This window comes from Caballeronia arationis (assembly GCF_001544975.2).
Lineage (GTDB): Bacteria > Pseudomonadota > Gammaproteobacteria > Burkholderiales > Burkholderiaceae > Caballeronia > Caballeronia arationis.
The window spans coordinates 158,319-176,444 of the sequence record NZ_FCOG02000002.1; the positions used below are offsets into that span (position 1 = coordinate 158,319).

At 61.9% G+C, this 18,126-nt stretch carries 18 protein-coding genes; 6 read left to right on the forward strand and 12 right to left on the reverse strand.

Annotation, left to right across the window (positions count from 1 at the left end; all coding sequences use genetic code 11):
- Positions 1–135: 135 nt before the first annotated feature.
- The 4 genes from AWB81_RS01890 (at position 136) to AWB81_RS01905 (ending at position 4,196) form a co-directional block, all read left to right on the forward strand.
- Positions 136–1,116, forward strand: coding sequence for a quinone oxidoreductase family protein (locus AWB81_RS01890; protein WP_062632198.1), 981 nt, complete (start codon positions 136–138; stop codon positions 1,114–1,116).
- Positions 1,117–1,397: 281 nt separating this feature from the next.
- Complete coding sequence (locus tag AWB81_RS01895) at positions 1,398–2,204, forward strand: FkbM family methyltransferase (RefSeq protein WP_062632199.1); 807 nt, start codon at positions 1,398–1,400, stop codon at positions 2,202–2,204.
- A gap of 272 nt (positions 2,205–2,476) precedes the next feature.
- Positions 2,477–2,773, forward strand: coding sequence for a DUF4148 domain-containing protein (locus AWB81_RS01900; RefSeq protein ID WP_062632200.1), 297 nt, complete (start codon positions 2,477–2,479; stop codon positions 2,771–2,773).
- Positions 2,774–3,371: 598 nt separating this feature from the next.
- The gene (locus AWB81_RS01905; protein WP_062632201.1) at positions 3,372–4,196 is read left to right on the forward strand and encodes an undecaprenyl-diphosphate phosphatase; all 825 of its coding nucleotides are present in this window, start codon (positions 3,372–3,374) and stop codon (positions 4,194–4,196) included.
- A gap of 303 nt (positions 4,197–4,499) precedes the next feature.
- Here AWB81_RS01905 and hpaC read toward each other — a convergent pair whose 3' ends face one another.
- From hpaC to AWB81_RS01935, 6 genes are all read right to left on the reverse strand, one after another.
- Complete coding sequence (gene hpaC / locus AWB81_RS01910; protein WP_062632202.1) at positions 4,500–5,039, reverse strand: 4-hydroxyphenylacetate 3-monooxygenase, reductase component; 540 nt, start codon at positions 5,037–5,039, stop codon at positions 4,500–4,502.
- 98 nt (positions 5,040–5,137) lie between these two features.
- Positions 5,138–5,881 carry an SDR family NAD(P)-dependent oxidoreductase gene (locus AWB81_RS01915; RefSeq protein ID WP_062632203.1) on the reverse strand — a complete coding sequence of 248 codons (744 nt, stop codon included), beginning with the start codon at positions 5,879–5,881 and terminating at the stop codon, positions 5,138–5,140.
- An 18-nt stretch (positions 5,882–5,899) separates the two neighbouring features.
- Entirely contained in the window at positions 5,900–7,048 is a 1,149-nt protein-coding gene (locus AWB81_RS01920; protein WP_062632204.1) for an amidase, read from the reverse strand.
- Entirely contained in the window at positions 7,045–7,563 is a 519-nt protein-coding gene (locus AWB81_RS01925) for a nuclear transport factor 2 family protein (protein WP_062632205.1), read from the reverse strand. The genes AWB81_RS01920 and AWB81_RS01925 overlap by 4 nt, the downstream gene beginning before the upstream one ends.
- A gap of 4 nt (positions 7,564–7,567) precedes the next feature.
- The gene (locus AWB81_RS01930; RefSeq protein ID WP_062632206.1) at positions 7,568–7,945 is read right to left on the reverse strand and encodes a hypothetical protein; all 378 of its coding nucleotides are present in this window, start codon (positions 7,943–7,945) and stop codon (positions 7,568–7,570) included.
- 38 nt (positions 7,946–7,983) lie between these two features.
- A complete protein-coding gene (locus AWB81_RS01935; protein ID WP_062632207.1) occupies positions 7,984–9,153 on the reverse strand; it encodes an acyl-CoA dehydrogenase family protein in 1,170 nt (389 codons plus the stop codon).
- Between the two features lie 236 nt (positions 9,154–9,389).
- On the opposite strand from AWB81_RS01935, the gene AWB81_RS01940 reads away from it, so the two are divergent.
- Positions 9,390–10,865 (forward strand): PAS domain-containing sensor histidine kinase, encoded by a 1,476-nt coding sequence (locus tag AWB81_RS01940; RefSeq protein ID WP_062632208.1) that lies wholly within the window; start codon positions 9,390–9,392, stop codon positions 10,863–10,865.
- 13 nt (positions 10,866–10,878) lie between these two features.
- On the opposite strand, the gene AWB81_RS01945 is transcribed toward AWB81_RS01940, so the two are convergent.
- The 3 genes from AWB81_RS01945 to AWB81_RS01955 form a co-directional block, all read right to left on the reverse strand.
- Positions 10,879–11,253: a tautomerase family protein gene (locus AWB81_RS01945; protein WP_062632209.1), complete on the reverse strand. Its 375-nt coding sequence runs from the start codon at positions 11,251–11,253 to the stop codon at positions 10,879–10,881.
- Between the two features lie 63 nt (positions 11,254–11,316).
- Positions 11,317–11,817, reverse strand: coding sequence for an aromatic-ring-hydroxylating dioxygenase subunit beta (locus AWB81_RS01950; RefSeq protein WP_062632210.1), 501 nt, complete (start codon positions 11,815–11,817; stop codon positions 11,317–11,319).
- Entirely contained in the window at positions 11,814–13,097 is a 1,284-nt protein-coding gene (locus AWB81_RS01955; protein WP_062632272.1) for an aromatic ring-hydroxylating oxygenase subunit alpha, read from the reverse strand. The genes AWB81_RS01950 and AWB81_RS01955 overlap by 4 nt, the downstream gene beginning before the upstream one ends.
- A 158-nt stretch (positions 13,098–13,255) precedes the next feature.
- Here AWB81_RS01955 and AWB81_RS01960 point away from each other — a divergent pair, with 158 nt between their 5' ends.
- A complete protein-coding gene (locus AWB81_RS01960) occupies positions 13,256–14,176 on the forward strand; it encodes a LysR family transcriptional regulator (protein ID WP_062632211.1) in 921 nt (306 codons plus the stop codon).
- A gap of 1 nt (position 14,177) precedes the next feature.
- Here AWB81_RS01960 and AWB81_RS01965 read toward each other — a convergent pair whose 3' ends face one another.
- The 3 genes from AWB81_RS01965 to AWB81_RS01975 form a co-directional block, all read right to left on the reverse strand.
- Positions 14,178–15,146 carry a PDR/VanB family oxidoreductase gene (locus AWB81_RS01965; RefSeq protein WP_062632212.1) on the reverse strand — a complete coding sequence of 323 codons (969 nt, stop codon included), beginning with the start codon at positions 15,144–15,146 and terminating at the stop codon, positions 14,178–14,180.
- A 75-nt stretch (positions 15,147–15,221) separates the two neighbouring features.
- Complete coding sequence (locus AWB81_RS01970) at positions 15,222–16,646, reverse strand: spinster family MFS transporter (protein ID WP_062632213.1); 1,425 nt, start codon at positions 16,644–16,646, stop codon at positions 15,222–15,224.
- Between the two features lie 94 nt (positions 16,647–16,740).
- Positions 16,741–18,048 (reverse strand): MFS transporter, encoded by a 1,308-nt coding sequence (locus AWB81_RS01975; protein WP_062632214.1) that lies wholly within the window; start codon positions 18,046–18,048, stop codon positions 16,741–16,743.
- Positions 18,049–18,126 lie beyond the last annotated feature (78 nt).

Consider the following 18,126-nt stretch of genomic DNA (forward strand, 5'->3'; position numbering starts at 1 on the left):
TCCATGAATCGCGTCGTGCCGGTGCCGAAGCATAGGCAACCTGCGTGGCCGGCGTCGTCGTGGCAATCCGACCGCTGGCACGGACTGCCGCGAGGCATTTGGAACTTTGATAGTTGATACGTAACAGGAGACGATATGGCGAAAGTGGTTAAGTTTTACGCAACGGGCGGCCCCGAGGTTCTTCGGTTCGAAGACGTCGAGGTAGGAGAGCCGGGTCCGGGAGAGGTTCGCGTCCGGCACGCGGCCGTGGGTCTCAACTTTGCCGACACCTACTTTCGCGGGGGCACCTATACGGTTCCGCTGCCCTCCGGAATCGGCAACGAGGCAGCGGGCGTGGTCGAGGCGATCGGTGCCGGCGTGACTGATCTGGCCGTCGGGGACCGTGTGACCTACACGGGTTTCATCAACACGCTGGGCGCATACAGCACTGAGCGGCTGATATCTGCCGCATTGCTCATCAAGCTGCCGGAGGCCATCGCTTGCGAGACGGCTGCGGCGATGACGATGCGAGGCCTGTCCGCCGCTTACCTCGTGCGGCGGATCTACCCTTTCAAGGCCGGCGAAACCGTGCTGCTTCATGCCGCAGCAGGCGGAGTCGGCATGATCGTTTCGCAGTGGGCGAAGTTGCTCGGGCTCACGGTGATCGGAACGGTTTCGACCGACGCGAAGGCCGAAGTGGCGCGCGCCCACGGCTGCGATCACACGATCAACTACAGCCATGAAGACGTGGCAAAGCGGGTGCGCGAACTGACGAATGGAGTGGGCGTGTCCGTGGTCTTCGACAGCGTGGGCAAGGTCACCTTCATGTCCTCGCTGGACTCGCTCAAGCGTCGCGGCCTGATGGTTTGCGTCGGCACGGCTTCGGGCACGATCCCGCCGTTCGATCCGCAAATACTGGCCCGCAAGGGATCGCTCTACCTGACGCGCCCTGGCCTCGCCGACTACATTGCCGATCCGGCCGAAAAGGCGGAACTGGTCGATGAACTGTTTGGCCACGTGGCGGCGGGCCGTATCCGCATCGAGATCAATCAACGGTATGACTTGCAGGACGCCGTTCAGGCCCATCGGGACCTGGAGTCCAGAAAGACCACGGGCTCATCCATCTTCGTGATTTGAGGATCCCGTCGCACTGAAAAGCCATCGGTCTATCGCTTTGGTTGCGCCCACCATGCCGAGGAGCGCATTGCTACGTCGGTCGCATTACTCGTGTAGCGTGTCGTAACGTTAGGCCAACGGACGAGTAAAATCTCGATGGGGCGTGAGCTTTTATATGGAGATATTCCCTGCCGGGAGGCGGCGAATGTAAGCTTTACACCATCGATTCGGCCTTGGCGTCACGCATCGCGCGAACATTTCGGGCGCTGACGGTTCTTTCCACTCTTATGCGGAGAACGAGGATGCATGACCTAATTAAGTCTACGCTGAAGGATATCTTGCCTCCGGCGCTCGTGCGACTTCTGAAACCCCGAAGCGAGCCAGTCGATGCGTGGGGAACCGTCAAATATGGAGTGTCCGGGTTGCGGCTTCCGGAAGGGAAGCGCTTTGAATACCGGCCTGTGGTGGCGGACCGTGAAGTATGCATGCAGATCTTCTTTCGACGCGATTACGCGACGGACAATCTCCGCCGCTCGAAAGAGATTCTCGACTTTTACCGTGCTTGCCCGGATCCGATCATCGTCGACGCCGGCGCCAATATCGGGGCGGCCGCGGTCTGGTTCTCGCTCACTTATCCCAAGGCCAGGATTCTCGCCATCGAACCGGACTCATCGAACTTCGAATTACTCCAGCGCAATTCGAAGCCCTTCCCATCGATCGTCCCAGTGAACGCGGCTATCGCAGCGACGAGGGGCACCCTTTATCTGGATGATCCGGGCGTCGGCGCATGGGGATACCGTACGCGGGAGAATCCCACCGAGCGGTCCTACGCCGTCGAGGCGCTGACGCTTGAAGACGTGATGGCCAAATCGAGCGGAACGCCGTTCATTCTGAAGATAGACATCGAAGGCGCCGAGTCGGATCTGTTTTCAAGGCACTCCGAAGAACTGAACAAGTTTCCATTGGTGATCATCGAGCTGCATGACTGGATGCTTCCGCGTGAATCGAATAGTCGCAACTTCCTGAAGTGGCAGGTTGAAATGGAACGGGATTTCGTTCATTTCGGGGAGAACATTTTCTCTATCTCCAACTCGATCCGGCCGGCGTGAGCGGCTGCGCCGGGATCGTCTCTGGCACCAGATACGCAGGCGGGCGAAATGGCATGTGCGTCGCTGCACATGCAGTCGCGTGAGAGCGCGTAGTCACGTTCCGTGCCCCAGAGCAACCTGCACATTTCATTTTGGTAATGGCAGCGTCAGCATCGCGCCAGGCGTCGCGACGCAGAATGAACCTGCCTGATCGTCATCGACGACGAGAGGGATCGAAGGCCTCGATCACAACGAACGAGGCCAGTAGAAACCTACAATCGAGGAACATCGTCATGAAAACGCTCACTTGCATCATTGCTGCACTCGCTCTTGCCGCGCCGCTCACGACCTTCGCTCAAAACACGACGCAGCCGCTGACCCGGGCCCAGGTGCGAGCCGACCTGGTCCAGCTTGAAAAAGCCGGCTATCGGCCAAGCATGAACGACCCGTACTATCCGCAGAAAATCCAGGCCGCCGAAGCGAAGGTTCAGTCGATGAATGCCTCGCAGGGTGGATACGGTGGAAGCGCGGACGGCACGGCATCCGGCAGACCGGCGATCCAGGGCGGGATCGAAGCGCACTCCATCTAATACGGTCATTGATGGCAAACGGTGTGTCGACGGATGAGGGCGGGCGGCTCGGCGATTGTGCTGTCCGTGCTCCTTCTTGCGAACCGCGCCGTCGGCCATATTTCGCACGTTTCAGCGCGCTGGATGCTCGATACCGCTGCGGACTGTCCGACACAGGACTCATCGGCGGATCTAACCCGTGCTTGACTAGCGCGATGCTGCATCCGCGCACGACGTCTTCGATATGCAGCGTCGTGCCGTCCATGCCGGCCACGGCATTAACGAGACTGAGTCCGAGTCCGCTTCCCGGAGGATGCCGATGCCATTCACGTCGCGGAAGAGTTCGAGATGAACGTGTCCGCCGGCGGGAGCGAACTTGATGGCGTTCTCCGTGAGATTGGCGATCGCCTCGAATAGCAGACTGGCGTCGCCAGGGGTGCACCCTGCGCTTCAGGCCAATCATGATGACGGCGCTTGCCGCCTTGTGGTTCGACAGGCTCTCGCACTGGCTCGCCGCGCGGCGTTCCGGCCGCCCAGTCGCCGAACGAGCGGCGATGCACTGATATGTCATCGCGAACGTGGTAGGTTCGCCATCTCAACTTAACCTGTCGAGGAACTCGTGGATCTCGTGTTATTAACCAAGGCCGCCATCATGGGCATCGTGGAAGGGCTGACCGAATTTCTGCCCATTTCATCGACTGGTCACCTGATTCTGGCTGGCTCGCTTCTCGGGTTCACCAGCGAGAAGGCGAAAGTGTTCGACATCGCGATACAGACAGGCGCGATCTTTGCCATCATCCTGTATTACTGGCGCCGTCTCATGGATGCCGCCGCCGGCCTTGCGGGCGACGGACGGTCCCGGCGCTTCGTCGCGAACGTGCTGATCGCGTTCATTCCCGCGGTGATCCTCGGGCTTCTGTTCGGCAAGGCCGTCAAGGCGCATCTCTTTACGCCGACTGTCGTGGCGACCTCTTTCATTGTCGGCGCGTTCGTCATTCTCTGGGCCGAGCGTCGGCCGGCGAGCACGGCGCGCATTCATTCCGTTGACGACATGTCGCCGGTCGATGCGTTCAAGGTCGGATTGATCCAGTGTCTTGCGCTCATACCGGGGGTGAGCCGCTCCGGTTCGACCATCATCGGTGGCATGCTGATCGGCCTCTCCCGCAGCACGGCGACGGAGTTCAGCTTCTTCCTCGCGATTCCCACGCTGATCGGCGCCGGCGCGTACAGCCTTTACAAGGAACGTGCGTTGCTGACCATCGCGGACGCGCCGCTTTTCGCGGTCGGACTCGCGTTTTCCTTTATCAGCGCATGGCTCTGCATTCGCTGGCTCCTGCGCTATGTGGCGACGCATAACTTCGTGCCTTTCGCGTGGTATCGGATCGCGTTCGGCATCGCGGTGCTGATTACCGCGCACATGGGTCTCGTCAACTGGGCAGACTGAAGAGGCCAGGGCGGCCTGCTTCGTTACTGGCGAGGCCGCCCGTCAGCACGCACGCTTGCTTTCGCGGCGACATGCAAGCTGATGGCTCTAGCTTCGCGCCAGAACCCTCAAGGACGTCTTCGAGAAGCGTGCTCACTGATCGCGGCACGCTCGATGGCAATGGCCCGTCGATCATGCGATCAAGGCGCACGGCCGAATCGACTTGATGCATGAACACCGCGGGTTCAATGGCAATCTCACTGCTTGAGCGTCTCCATGTTGACGAGTGAGACCGGTTGGCGGCCACATCATCAACGTTTCATGTCAGTTGCTGCGATGGCCGCTCCGCGGAACTCGATGAAAATTGCGATCGAAGTAGACCAGACTATCCCCATCGTTACGTACCCTGATCTCGGTCGTTTCGACGAACATGACGGCGTGCGAACCGACCTCCTTCGCTTCGACGATCGTGCCTTGCAGACTCGCCAGCGCTCCGCGCAGCACCGGGGCACCGTTCTCACCATCGTCCCACACGGGCAGCTGAAAGCGCTCTTCCATGGAGAGCCCGGTCAGGCCGGCGAAGTGTCGGGCGATGCCTTCCAGGCTAGCGGGAAGGACGTTGATGCACACCTTTCGATTGCCGTCGAACACTGCGTGCATCGCGCTCGACCGGTTCAGGCACACGAGGAGCGTCGGCGGCGCATCCGTCACCGAGCAGACCGCGCTTGCCGTTATGCCGCACCGGCCGTGCGGACCCGCCGTGGTGATGACGTTGACCGCGGCACCGAGATGGGCCATCGCCTGGCGAAACTGCTGCCGGGCATGATCGAGTTCGACGGGAGCGTGCACTGGATTGGCGGACATGAATTGGTCTCCTGTTTGGCTTTCAATCGAAAAAATGAGCAGACGGATGTTTGCTACGGCCGCCTGAGCAGCGCGGTCGTTCGCCCGGGCACGACTTTTCAGCGCATGAACAGGCCGCCGTTCACATCCCAGCACGCTCCGTTTGCGAAGTAGGCGTCGGCGGAAGCGAGCAGCACGGCGACATCCGCAATATAAGTTGCGGAACCCAGCCTTCCCACGGGAATGCCCGCGATCACCTTCTGCAACTTGTCTGCGGGAACGCTCTCGTGAACGACAGGCAGGTCCAGCGGTCCCGGTGATATGGCGTTGACCGTGACGCCATAGGGAGCGAGATCGCGCGCAAAGACTTTCGTCAGCGTGATGGCGCCGCCTTTCGCAGCGGCATAATGGGCGCCCGTGGCGGAGCCGCCATTTTGTCCCGCGAGAGACGCGATATTGACGATGCGCCCCGCGCCCCGATCAGCGAAATGCTGTCCGAACACCTGGCAGCCGAACAGGACGCTTCGCAGATTCACGTCGATGACCTGATCGAACTGCTCGGCCGTGATCTCCATCACCGGAATGACCTTCGATGCGCCGGCGTTGTTGACGAGCACATCGATCGAGCCCCAGCGTTCGAGCAGCGCTTCGCGCGCGGCTTCGAAGTCTCTCTTGGACGTCACATCGATGCGGATCGCACACGCGCTCGATCCATCCTGGCTCAGTTCGCGCGCAAGTGCCTGCGCCGGCTCGATGGCGATATCGGCCAGCGCGACCCTGTAGCCCGCTTCATGAAAGCGCCGGGCGACGACTGCACCCAATCCGCGCGCCGCGCCCGTAACGACGACTGTTCGGTTCGACATAGTGCTGATTCCTCGGTTCTAGTTTGGCGATCGACCGGCGAGCGCGGCCTCGATATGCGCGGCAACGGCACATACCGCTTCATCCTCGCCTTTGCGACCGACGATCTGAAGACCCGCTTTGAGCGTCGAGTGTTCGATCGGAACGGGAATGGTGAGCGCGGGATGTCCGCTTAGATTGAATGGCCGAATGAGCGATGACATGCCAATGACCGACGTTCCCGCGCGCGCGGATTCAATCGTGATGGGCAGTGCGGGCATCGTGGGGAGCACGAGTACGTCGCACGCGTCGAGTGCGCGGTCCACTTCGTTCGTGAACGTCCGTCTCACTTGTTCAGCGGCACTCAGTTCATCCGCGGTCGTATTGGCGGCGGCGCGCAAGCGCGAGTCGATATCGGTCCCGAGCTTGCCGCAGCTTGCGAGATGACCGAACGCACGCCACGTTTCCGCGTTGATGACCGTGAGGCCTGCAGCGAACGCGCCGGTCATCAACTCAAGTTGCATGCTGCGGCTGTCGAAGCCAGCGCGTCGAATCGCCTCGGCGACCGCGCGGGCAATGTCTTCATCCGCATCCACGCCGAGAATGCCTACGCGCGTCTTCGACGCATCGCGACGGGCCTTGTCCGCCTGAAACGATGGATCGATGGCCAGCATCACGTCGGTGATCGTGTTCATGTCGCGCGCGAACGGTCCCACACAATCCAGTGTTGTCAGGTTCGGCGCAACCCCGTCCCGCGACACGCGTCCGAAAGTCGGCTTCAATCCGATGACGCCGCAACATGCGGCGGGCCCGCGAATCGAGCCGCCCGTATCGGTTCCGAGCGCGGCGTCGACGAGCTTCAGTCCCACGGCTGAAGCCGAGCCGCTCGACGAGCCGCCGGGAATGCGCCTTGCGTCCTGCGGGTTTTGCGGCGTGCCGCAGAAGTCGTTGATGCCCGTCATGCCAAACGCGAGTTCGTGCATGTTCGTCTTGCCGGTGATTCGCCAGCCCGCATCGAGCAGGCGCTGCACGACCTCTGCATGGCGCGGCGCAGGCGGTGCGTCGGCGAGTGCGCGGCTTGCCGCGGTCGTCGGATATCCGGCGATATCGATGCTGTCCTTGATGGCGATCGTCGGCGCGTCTGCGCGGTCATGTGCGCCGAGATCGAACTTCTTCAGAAACGCGCTCATGCCGGAACTCCTCTAGCCGGATTGACTTGCCACGGTGCATCGAAAAGGCGCTCGGTGCGGAAATGGCGAATCAACCAGGTGCCGTCTCGATCGTCGTGCGCAGGCACGAAGTCGACTTCGAGTCGGGCTGCGATCAGCTCCGCTTTGCCATCGACATAACCGGATGCCTGCAACATGATCCAGCGACCCTTGGCCCCGTCCCCTTCGATGTCAATGTGCTCTGAGGTGAGAAAGTGCACATTGGTGGCGAAATGGGGCGAGGGAGGCAGATAGCGCTTGAGCATGGCGACGATCTGCTCCCCGCCCAGCAAGCGCCCGAACTTGTCCGCATACTGCGGGCCGATGCCTTCCCACACGGCGTCATCACTGAACAGCCCGGCGAGCGACTCGCCTTCGAGCACCAATGCGGGCACATCGCACAGCGCCATGTATCGCGAGATGGTCCGACGCACTGCGTTATGCGCTTCCAGAGCGCTGACGCGCGCTTGCAACGCTTCGACGGTCGATTGATTCATGACGTCACGCGTTGTTGGCGGCAACGGGCGGAACGCTCAGCGCGCGACCCACGCGTGCTTCGATCTTGCCATAGCGCCACAGGTTGTAGTCGCCCACGGGCGTCGTGCGATACAGATTGCAGACGGCGACGGCAGTATCTAAGTCGGCCACATCGGCCATGATGTAAAACGTCCATGGCGCACCATCGGCGTTTCCTACGACGAGCCGGTCATCGTCCATCACGCCGAGCACGCGCACGTTCTCCATGGCTTCGATCGCACTGAGCATCTTGCCGTACGCTTGCCACACGCCGCCAATCTGCTCGCGCGGCAAGTCGAAGAAATTCTGCGAGACGCCACAGCAGAACAGCACGCGGAGGGGCAGGTTTCGAGTATCGGTCATGAGTGTTTCGTTCCTTTTGTTCGATGGATGGAAGGGGCTTACAGATAGCCCGGGATCGGCTGAACCCCGACGAACACGGCGCCCGCTCCGTCATAGTTGCCTTCACCCAGGAAGGCGTGCTGCGTGACGACCATGGCGTCGCGCACGAGGCGCTGCAGCGGATGGTTTCGATAGATCGCCATCGTTCCACCGAGACGATAGGCGCGGCTCACCACGTCTGCGCCTTCTCGCGCGATCTGCGTGGCCGACAGGCGCAGCAGGCTGACCTGTTCGGGCGTGACGTCGTTGCCCGCGAGGATCGATTGCCAGACTTCATCGGTCGATTCGTAGAAGAACGCGCGCGCAGAGCGCAGTTGCGCTTCCGCCTTCGCCAGTTCGATGCGGTAGTAGGCGCGGTCGGCGAGTTGCGGCGCGCCGGTCGTCGTCTTGCGGCCGCCTGCCATGTTGTTGGCGACGTCGAGCGCCGCGCGCGCGAGGCCGAGGTTCACCACCGCGAGGACTTGCGCCGCATAGGCAATGGTCGGATAGCGATAGAGAGGTTCATCGACCGTTGGCGTTCCGCCACGCACGAAGGTCCAGTCTTCGGCGACGAACTGGTTCGTGACGCGCAGATCGTGGCTGCCCGTGCCTTGCATGCCGACCACGTTCCAGTTCTCGACGATCTCTACTTGCTCCGGCTTGAACACAGCCGTGCGCGGCTTGCCGAGTGCTTCACCGGGCTTGCCCGTACCAATTCCGACGCCGAGCCAGTCCGCGCCCTTGCAGCCGCTTGCGAACTTCCACGTTCCGTTGACCCGGTAGCCGCCCGACTCGGGCGTCGCGTTCTGCACGGGGAAGAGGCCGCCCGCGAACACCTGATCGGGACCATCCGCGTAGATCGCAGCTTGCGTCGCGAGCGGCAATGCGGCGAGATAAAGGTTCGCGGAGCCGAAGCTCGCGACCCACGCGGCGGAACCGTCTGCGGTCGCGATGCGCTCGATCAGGTTGAGAAATTCGCCGGGCGCGCGTGCATCGCCGCCAAAACGCTTCGGAGTGGCTGCGCGATAGATGCCCGCACGCTTGAGCTTGTCGATGACATCGCGCGGCACATGCGAAAGCCGTTCGAACTCTTCGCGTCTCTGCGCGATTTCTGCGATCACTTCGTCGAGAGTCAGTGCTTCGGTCTGAACGGCGTAGTCTTGCTTGCTGACGGCAGCGGCGAGCGACATGGGCGTCTCCGTATCTTTGGTGTTGGTGAGTAGGTGGGGAAGGGGTGCGAAGCTCAACACGTTGAACCCAGTTTAGAAACGCAAAAATGCCGGAGCAATTGGGAAGAGACCACGGCGCACAAGGCAATTCCTGACCTGGGTAAAGAAATCTTTAGCGATGCCGCGAGAAGCCGATGGTATGGTGCAAGCTGGGTCACAAGGCTCCTTCCCGAAACATGCGTAATGGGTTGCTCTCCATGACATATCCCTCCGAAGCGGACTTCAGAGTTCTCCTCGATGCGCTCACGCAATGTGTGCTGCTGCACGACGCGGAAACGAAAGCCATCGTCTGGGCGAATCGTGCCGCTTGCGTCGCGCTCGGTTTTTCGCTTGACGATCTGCTGCCGCTCAAGGCGCACGACATGACGCGCAACGACGCCAGATACCGGCGCGAAATTGCGGTGAGTGCAATGGATCGATCGGTCGAACACGGCCCTCAGGCGTACGAGTGGTGCTATCGCTCGCGCACGGGCACGGACATGCTCTCCGAGGCGATTGCTACCTACGTGCCCTTGAGCGAGCGCGCGGTCGTCATGGTGCAGTTTCGCGACATCAGCGAAGAAGAAGCGATGCGTCAGAAGCTGCGCAGCTATGAGACGCGCCTGCGCGAATACATGCAGGATCTTGGCGAGGGCGTTGCGGTGATCACGACTCGCGGCAAGGTCGCTTATCTCAGCGAGTCCGGACGGCGCGTGCTCGGCGTCGCGCCCGATGCACCGCTCGGTGCCGCGCTCGACTACTGCGCGCGCGAGGATCTTGATCGTCTGGTGGCGCAATTGCGCGGCGCGACGCGCAACCGTTCGACGCCAGCGCAGCGCTATCGCATTACACGGCGCGACGGAGCAGGACGCTGGTTGCGCATCACGTGCCGGCGCGTCGAGATCGACGATGCGCTCAACGGCGTGCTCGTGCATTTCCGCGATATCAGCGAGGAGGTCGAGCTGGAGGACGCGCGTCGAACTGAAGCGCGAATGCTCGAATACGCAGGACGTTACAACGCGATGGGTGAAATGGCCACGGCAATCGCCCATGAACTGAGCCAGCCGCTCGCGGCGGTACGCAATTTCATCGAGGGCGCGATTCAGCGCTTGAGCCAGCCCGATGCAATCGAAAGCGCGATATGGGGTTTGCGCGCCGCCGACCGGCAGGCGGAACACGCGGCGCACATCATCAGGAGCGTGCGCGAATTCGTCGGGAAACGCGAGCCTGTAGAGACGCAAGCTGACTTGCGCGACGTGCTCGCGGACGTCGCGTACTTTATCCAGCTGCGTGCGCGCGACGAAGGCGTGAGCGTGAACATCGAACAGTGGTCCGCGCCCTTGCCGGTTCGTTGCGAGCGCGTGCTGATCGGCCAGGTAATCCTCAATCTGGCTTTCAATGCCGTCGACGCGCTGACCGAAGCGAAGCAAGCTGGACGTACCGTCACACTGGCCACATCCCGAAGCGATGATGCCGCCGAACTTCACGTGACCGACAACGGTCCGGGTGTGCCAGACGATGTGCTCGACCGCCTGTTCGACGGCTTTTCCTCGTCGAAGGCGGGCGGCAATGGCATCGGCTTGTCGTTGTGCAAGAACATCGTCTCGCGGCACGACGGGCGCATCTGGGCGCAGCGTGCGGCAACCGGCGGGCTTGACTGCCGCTTCGCGCTGCCGCTTTCGACGCATCCGTGAGTCCACTATCGAGCTAGCGGCCGAGCGCGCGAGCCGTCTGGCCGCCAATTCCGAAGTCCGTGTTCGGAATGTCCTTGATCATGACGCGCGTGGACTGCAATGGCGCATCGAGGACCGCGGCGATCGTTTCGGACAGCTGCGCGATCAGCGCTTTCTTTTGTGCGTCCGTGCGTCCTGCGATCAGTATCGCGATGATCACAGGTAACGCGGATGGCGTGAGCGTGCCGCCAAGACCGATATTCGTTGCGGGCAGTTCGGAAAGCAGGATGCGCACGGACTCGGCGGGCGCGCCGATTGCATCGACGGTCGCTTGCGTCAGTCCCTGAATGAGCGACGCCTTGCGTTCGACCGCGTGGCCTTGCGGCAGATAGACTTCGAGTGTCGGCATGATGGCGTTTCAGTTGGACGTGCGCGCATCAGCGTAAAGCGGGCGCCGATGCGCGCCTCTGCATCAAAGCAGGAAGCCGATGGCGCTGAGCGCTTCGGTGGAATCGATCAGACGGATGACCTTCTCGACGAGACGCGGCTCGCCGCTCGCCATGCTGATCTTGTGCGTGAGATCGGCGGCGAAGATCGTCGACACCCCGCGCTTGTACGCAACAATGACCTGTGACGATTTCACTTCGACTCCGTCCGCGCTATCGCTCGACAGCGTGAAGCGCGACACGGTGCGCACGGTGCGCGCCGCATCCGACGCGGAAGCCGAATAACCGGACGTCATGCGTTCTACGCGTTTTTCGCGCATGTCGTGATCGTCGTAGGCGTAGTTCAGCGTCGACGCGTAATCGGTCGTGTCGGGATCGATCGGCACCACGTAAAAGCCCTTGGGCTCCCACAATTCGAGCCACGCGGCATAGTCGCGACGATCGAGCAATTCGGCTTCGCGCCAGATGAACTCGATCGCACGCGCGAAGGTCTGATGGGAAAAGAGTACGTTGCGGTCGTCCATCATGCCTGCTCCATCATTGCGCGCCATTGCTTGTAGGCTTCGCGCATGCCGGTCTCATCCGTGGCGTGCGCGGTCTTCTCCCCGTTCGATGCAGTCGTTTCGCGGTTGAGGCCTCGGTTGACGAGGATCGGCACGTCAGGGCCCGCGTGCGAGCCGCGCTGCACCCGTTCCCATGCTTCCGCGTCGTCAGGGCTGCCGAAACCGAACGGACCCTGGAAATGTTCGTGAATGCGCAGACGCACGCGATTGGCTTCCTCGGGGCCGCCATCCATCGCGAGCGCGACGTGACGGATTTCCGTTTCCTCAGCGGAGATCGGCCGCAAGACGCGGAAGAAGGCCATCGACAGCGCGAGGTTCGGAAAGAGATTCAGATTGAAGCCGACGCCCATCAGCGAGCGCACGATGCGGCGCACTTCGTCCGGCGTGTGCTTTTCCGAGAGTTTCGCAGCGAGTTCACTGAAGCGCTCCGGCAGCGGCGCGCCATCGTCCTGGTCGAGATCGACGATCTCGGGAACCAGCAGCGCAAGGCTGTGGCCGTTGCCAAGCGCGCGGCAGAACGCCTGATCGCTCGTCATGAAGCTCGTGATGACGGCGGCGGTTTCGTCGTCGATGGATTTCATCCACGACTTGTGAACGACAGGGAAGTGGTAGAGGTCCGTCGTGTTCTCGAGCTGAATCTTCCAGTTGCCCTTGAACTTGAACTTGTGCTCGCCGTTGGCCTTGATCGGGTAGCCCGCGCCTTGCTTCATGAACAGATCGATCCAGGGCTTCGCGCCGCCGAGAAAGTCTTCGAGCGGTTCGATCGCTTCGTTGAAGCTCGCGAAAACAAGTCCTTGATAAATCCCGACGCACAGTTTCTTCAGCGGCAGATCGCCTTTCTCGCAGACGCCTTCATAGCCGTCGCCGTAGGGCAGGGCGCGCAGCGCCCCATCGAGCGCGTAGGACCAACTGTGATACGGGCACGTGAAGCCCTTTGCGTTGCCCTTGTGTTCCTCGCACACGGTCGCGCCGCGATGGCGGCAGCGGTTCTGCAGCACGTTCACCGCGCCCGTCTTGTCGCGCACGACGATCACCGGCTGGCGGCCGATCGTCGTCGTGACAAAGTCGCCGGGCTTCGGCAGTTCGCTTTCATGCGCAACCCAGATCCACGTCTTGTAGAAGATGCGCTCGAGTTCGGCTTCGAACAGATCGGGATCGTAGTAGAGAGAAGGCGCAATGCGATCAGACTCTGCGCGCTTCGCAAGCGCGCTCGTGTCGATGGTTTGGTAGGTTGGCGTACTCATCGTGGTCGTGGGGAGAAGTTGAGTGGGCGACACGAGGATGTCGACGAACATCGGCGCATCCTCTCGTTGACATCAGTCTCGCTTTCCGAAGATCATGCGTCAAATCGATTAAAAACAGGTCGTCGAATAAGTGCGGCCGATATCTCGGAGTTCCCACAATGACTTCCATCGACCACGTCGATCTGAATCTCTTGCGCGTCTTTCAAGCCATCGTGGAAGAACGCAGCCTCACAAAGGCAGGGGAACGGCTTGCGCTTTCGCAGCCTGCGGTCAGCTATTCGCTGGGACGCTTGCGAACGCTGTTCGACGACACGCTTTTCATTCGCACGCGCGCGGGCATGCAGCCCACGCCTGTCGCGCTCGAACTCGCGGAGATCGTGGGACGCGCGCTCGATACCGTGCGCCAGGCGCTGCGCTACGCCGAACGATTCGATCCCGCAACGAGCACGCGGACGTTTCGCCTGTCTCTCTCGGATGCTGGCGAAATGGCGTATCTGCCCGCGATCTGCGCGGCGATGCAGGAAGCCGCGCCACGCGCGAAGTTGCTGGTCGAGCCGTTGCCGGTGGAAGACATAGAAGAGGCGTTGCGATCCAGCCGGCTCGACTTCGCGATCGGGAACCTGCCGTCCCTGCTGCCGCGCACGCGCCATAGCCTGCTGTTCGAAGAGTCATACGTATGCATGACGCGCAAGCGCCGCGACTTGCCGGCAGGGAACACGCTGAAGCTCGACCAGTTTCTTGCCGCGTCACACGTGCAGGTGCGCTCGCTCGAACACAGTCACCATGCGCTCGACGATGCGCTGCGAGCGCAAGGCGTCGGACGCAATATCGCGCTGGCACTGCCGCACTTCGTTGCCGTGCCGGGCGTGCTCGCTGCAACGGATCTGCTCGCCACGCTGCCCGAGCGGCTCGCGCACATCCTCAATCGAGGCGATGCGTTTCGCATCTATGCGCTGCCCGTGCCATTGCCGAAGGCTGCCGTGACGATGCACTGGCACGAGCACTTTCACGAAGATGAAGGCATCGCCTGGATGCGCGACCTGATGGCCGAGCTCCTGGCGAACTTCGAGAAGATGTGATTCAGAGGTCGAGGACCAGCACGGGCGAGCGCGAACGCGAGATGCAACAGCAGATCACGCTGTTGCTCGCGCGCTCGGCCTTGCTCAGACAGTGGTCGCGATGCTCCGGCTCGCCGCTCATGACATCGACCATGCAAGTCCCGCACACCCCTTCGCCGCACGAGGTGTCCACTTCGATGCCGATCGACGCGAGCGCTTCCACGATGGAGGTCTTCGCATCCACGCGCACGGTTTGGCCCGTGCTCGCGAGTTGCACGTCGAAGCTGTCGAGCGGGTTGTCGGTGGCGGGCGCCGGTTCGGCCTTGAAACGTTCGAGATGGATGGCCTCTGCCGGAAGACGCGCCTGCGCCCGGTCGACCACCAGGTCCATGAAAGGCGCGGGGCCACATGTGTAGACGTGCGCGCCCGGACCCGCTTCGCGCAGGCACGCATCGAGTTCTTCCGGAAAGCCGTCGCGCTGCACGCCGAAATGCAGCTTGACGTGCTGGTCGAATGGCGCGCGTGCGAGCAGCGTCATGAATGCGGCATGCGTTTCGCTGCGGGCGAAGTAATGCAGCGTGAAGCGCGCCTGGCGGGCGGCGAGCCGATAAGCCATCGAAAACAGCGGCGTGATGCCGATGCCCGCGCCGATCAGGATATGCTCGCTTGCGCTTTCCTCCAGCCGGAACAGATTTCGCGGTGCGCCGATGGACAACTCGGTGCCGACTTTCACTTCCTCGTGCAGCGAGCGCGAGCCGCCGCGCGATTCAGCCTCTTTCTTCACGGCGAAGATGTGCGAATCCAGACGTTCCGGATCGCCGCACAGCGAATATTGACGCGTAATGCCCGATGGACTCGTGACGTCGATATGCGCGCCCGGCTCATAGCGATCGAAGGGCCGCCCATCGAGGCGCGAGATGCTGAATGACCGGACGCCATGCGCTTCCTCGCGCAAAGCGTCCACCCGAACTTTCAGGGTCTGAGCTTGCATGATCAATTGCCTTCCGGTGTGTCTTTGGGGACGATGCGTCGAGGTTAGCGCCGTCGAGCGAATAAGTGAAATTGGTTAAAAAGCCTTGGACACATCAGCCGGATTTATTTCTCTGCCGTCTGACACGGCGATATCCGATGCTTCTGCCGTCACGCGCGACTCAAGCGCCTCGCGTTCGAGACTCGCGCGATAGTGTCTGCACCCACGGAAGAGCAGGACCACGGCGAGCGCGGTCGCGATGGCGTCGATGATCGTCATCGACTGCCCGACCGCGAGCGGCGAGCCGAACACCTTGTCGGTGATGAGCGCGACGGCCGTCGTGCCGAGGCCCAGCCCGATGAGGTTCGACACGAGCAGTAACATCGCGGAGATTTGCGCGCGCATCTGATTGGGCGCAAGCGATTGCATCGCGGCGGCCGAGGTCGCGAGCGGGAACGACGCAAAGAACATCGCAGCGACCAGCCATGCGAGCGATGCGTTGAGGCTCGCTGTCTGCGCGAACGCAATGGCCGGAACGAACATGCACGCGGCGCCGATGAACGCGGCTCGCATGGGCGCATCCGCGTGACCGCGACGTAGCAGACGATCGCTCAGCCAGCCACCGCAGAACACGCCCGCCGTGTTGGCGACCAGCATCACAGTGCCGAGCGTGTAGCCTGCTTCGACCGGCGTAAGTCCGAAGCGGCGCATGTAAAACGCGGGGCTCCAGCTCATCAGGCAATACAGCGTCATGGCATAGAAGGAGAAGCCAAGGTAATGGCAGAAAAACGTCTTGCGATGAGATGCTATGAAACGTACGGAGTCCGCCATCGACACGCGCCTGACACGGCCCGCGCCGTCCTGCGCGAGGCCTTTGCGCGCGGGGTCATGCACCGTCAGCTTGAAAAGTAGCGCGATGAGGAGGCCGGGCAGCCCGACGATGAAGAACGTGATCTGCCAGGCGCGAACCTCGCCGAGCAGCGGCAGCGTAAATACGCTCGCATGCTTGAGCAATGCAATCACATATCCGCCGACGAGAAACGCGATACCGCCTCCGATGAACGAGCCCAACGAATACACGCCTACCGCACACCCGAGTTTCGATTTGGGGAAAAGGTCCGCGAGCATCGAGTAGGCGCCGGGCGACAGCGCGGCCTCGCCGACACCCACGCTCATGCGCGAGATGAACATGTGCGCGAAGTTCTGGCTCATTCCGCACGCGGCGGTCGCCACGCTCCACAGCGCGATGCCGCTGGCGATGATGCGCGGACGCGCGAAGCGGTCGGCCAGATAAGCGATCGGCATGCCCATCACCGCGTAGAAGAGGGAGAAAGCAAAGCCGTGAAGAAGGCTGAATTGGGTATCGGTAAGATGCAGGTCTCGCTTGATCGGCTCGATCATCAACGCGAGCACTTGCCGGTCGATGAAGGAAAAGATGTACGCCAGCATGCAGATGAGGACGACATACCACTCATAGGTATAACGCTTGCCCGCGGGCTTCGTCAGGGGCGACGGGTTCATGCTGTCTCTCCGGTATGGATGTGCGAAAGCACTCGCGACGGCGCGGGCCGCGCGAATGCAGATCGATGTGTGTTGGATGAAAAGGGAAGCGGCGTTACTTCTGATGCGTTTCGCGCGTGAATTTCAACGTCACGACGGTGACGAGGCTGAGCGCGATCAGAAAGAGGGAGACAGGCCAGTAAGCGTGGTAACGCGAGAGCAGCGCTATAGCAATGAGGGGCGACAGGCCACCCGCGAAAATCGACGCCACTTCATGACCGAGCGCGACGCCGGAATAGCGCACCTCGGTGTCGAAAAGTTCGCCGACGAGGGCGGGCAGCGTGCCGATCATCGCGCCGTGACACACGGCCGTGCCGAGCACGAGCGCAAGCCAGACGAGCGGAGTGGAATGCGTGTCGAGCAGCCAGAAGAACGGGAACGCCATCAGTGCGAGCGAGATTGCGCCGATCATGTAGACGGGCTTGCGTCCGATGCGGTCCGAGAGTTTGCCCCATGCGAGCATCGCGCCCATTTCGACCACCATCGCCAGCATGACGCCGGTGAGCATCGTCGAGTTGGGAATGCCGGAGAACTTGCCGTATACGAGCGAGAACGCAAGGAAAATATACGCGCCGCCGTTTTCCGCGACCCGCAAACCCATCGCCATCAGAATCTCTTTGGGATGCCGGCGGATCGCTTCGAGCACGGGCATGTGCGACGTGGTCCCCGCTTTCTCCGCACTCGCGAACTCGCGGCTTTCCGGCAGCCTGCGGCGGATGTACACGCCGATCGCGAAGATCAGGATGCTGGCGAGAAACGGCAGACGCCATCCCCACGAAATGAACTGATCGTGCGGAAGCGCCTGCACAGCGAGAAACGCGGCCGAAGAAAGCACGAACCCGCCGCCCACTCCCAGTTGGCTCCACGCCGCGTAATAACCGCGCTTCTCGGGTGGTGCGCTCTCACTGATCATCAGCACACCGCCGCCCCATTCACCGCCGGACGCGATGCCTTGCAGCAATCGCAATGCAACCAGCGCGGCAGGCGCCCACAGGCCGACGTGGTCGTAGGTCGGCAACAGGCCGATGCCGAAGGTCGCAAAGCCCATGATGAGCAGCGTCCACACGAGCGAGGCGCGGCGTCCGTAGCGGTCGCCGATATGCCCGAACACGACGCCCCCGAGCGGTCGAGCGATGAAGCCCATTGCGAACGCGGCGAACGCGCCTAGCGTACCGATCAGCGGGTCTGCGTTGGCGGGAAAAAACAATTGTCCGAACACGAGCGCGGCCGCCGTGCCGTACACGAAGAAGTCGTACCACTCCATCGCATTGCCCGCGACAGACGCCACGACGATACGTTTGAGTGCGCGATCCGGCATCGCGGTGCCGTACTCGGCACGGGCGGAGGATTGAACCGTAGACATGTCTGCTCGCATTGGAAGAAGTAGGGCATGCGGCCTTTCAGAAGGCTTTTGCATGTCACGCAGTGTCGAGTCGACAGA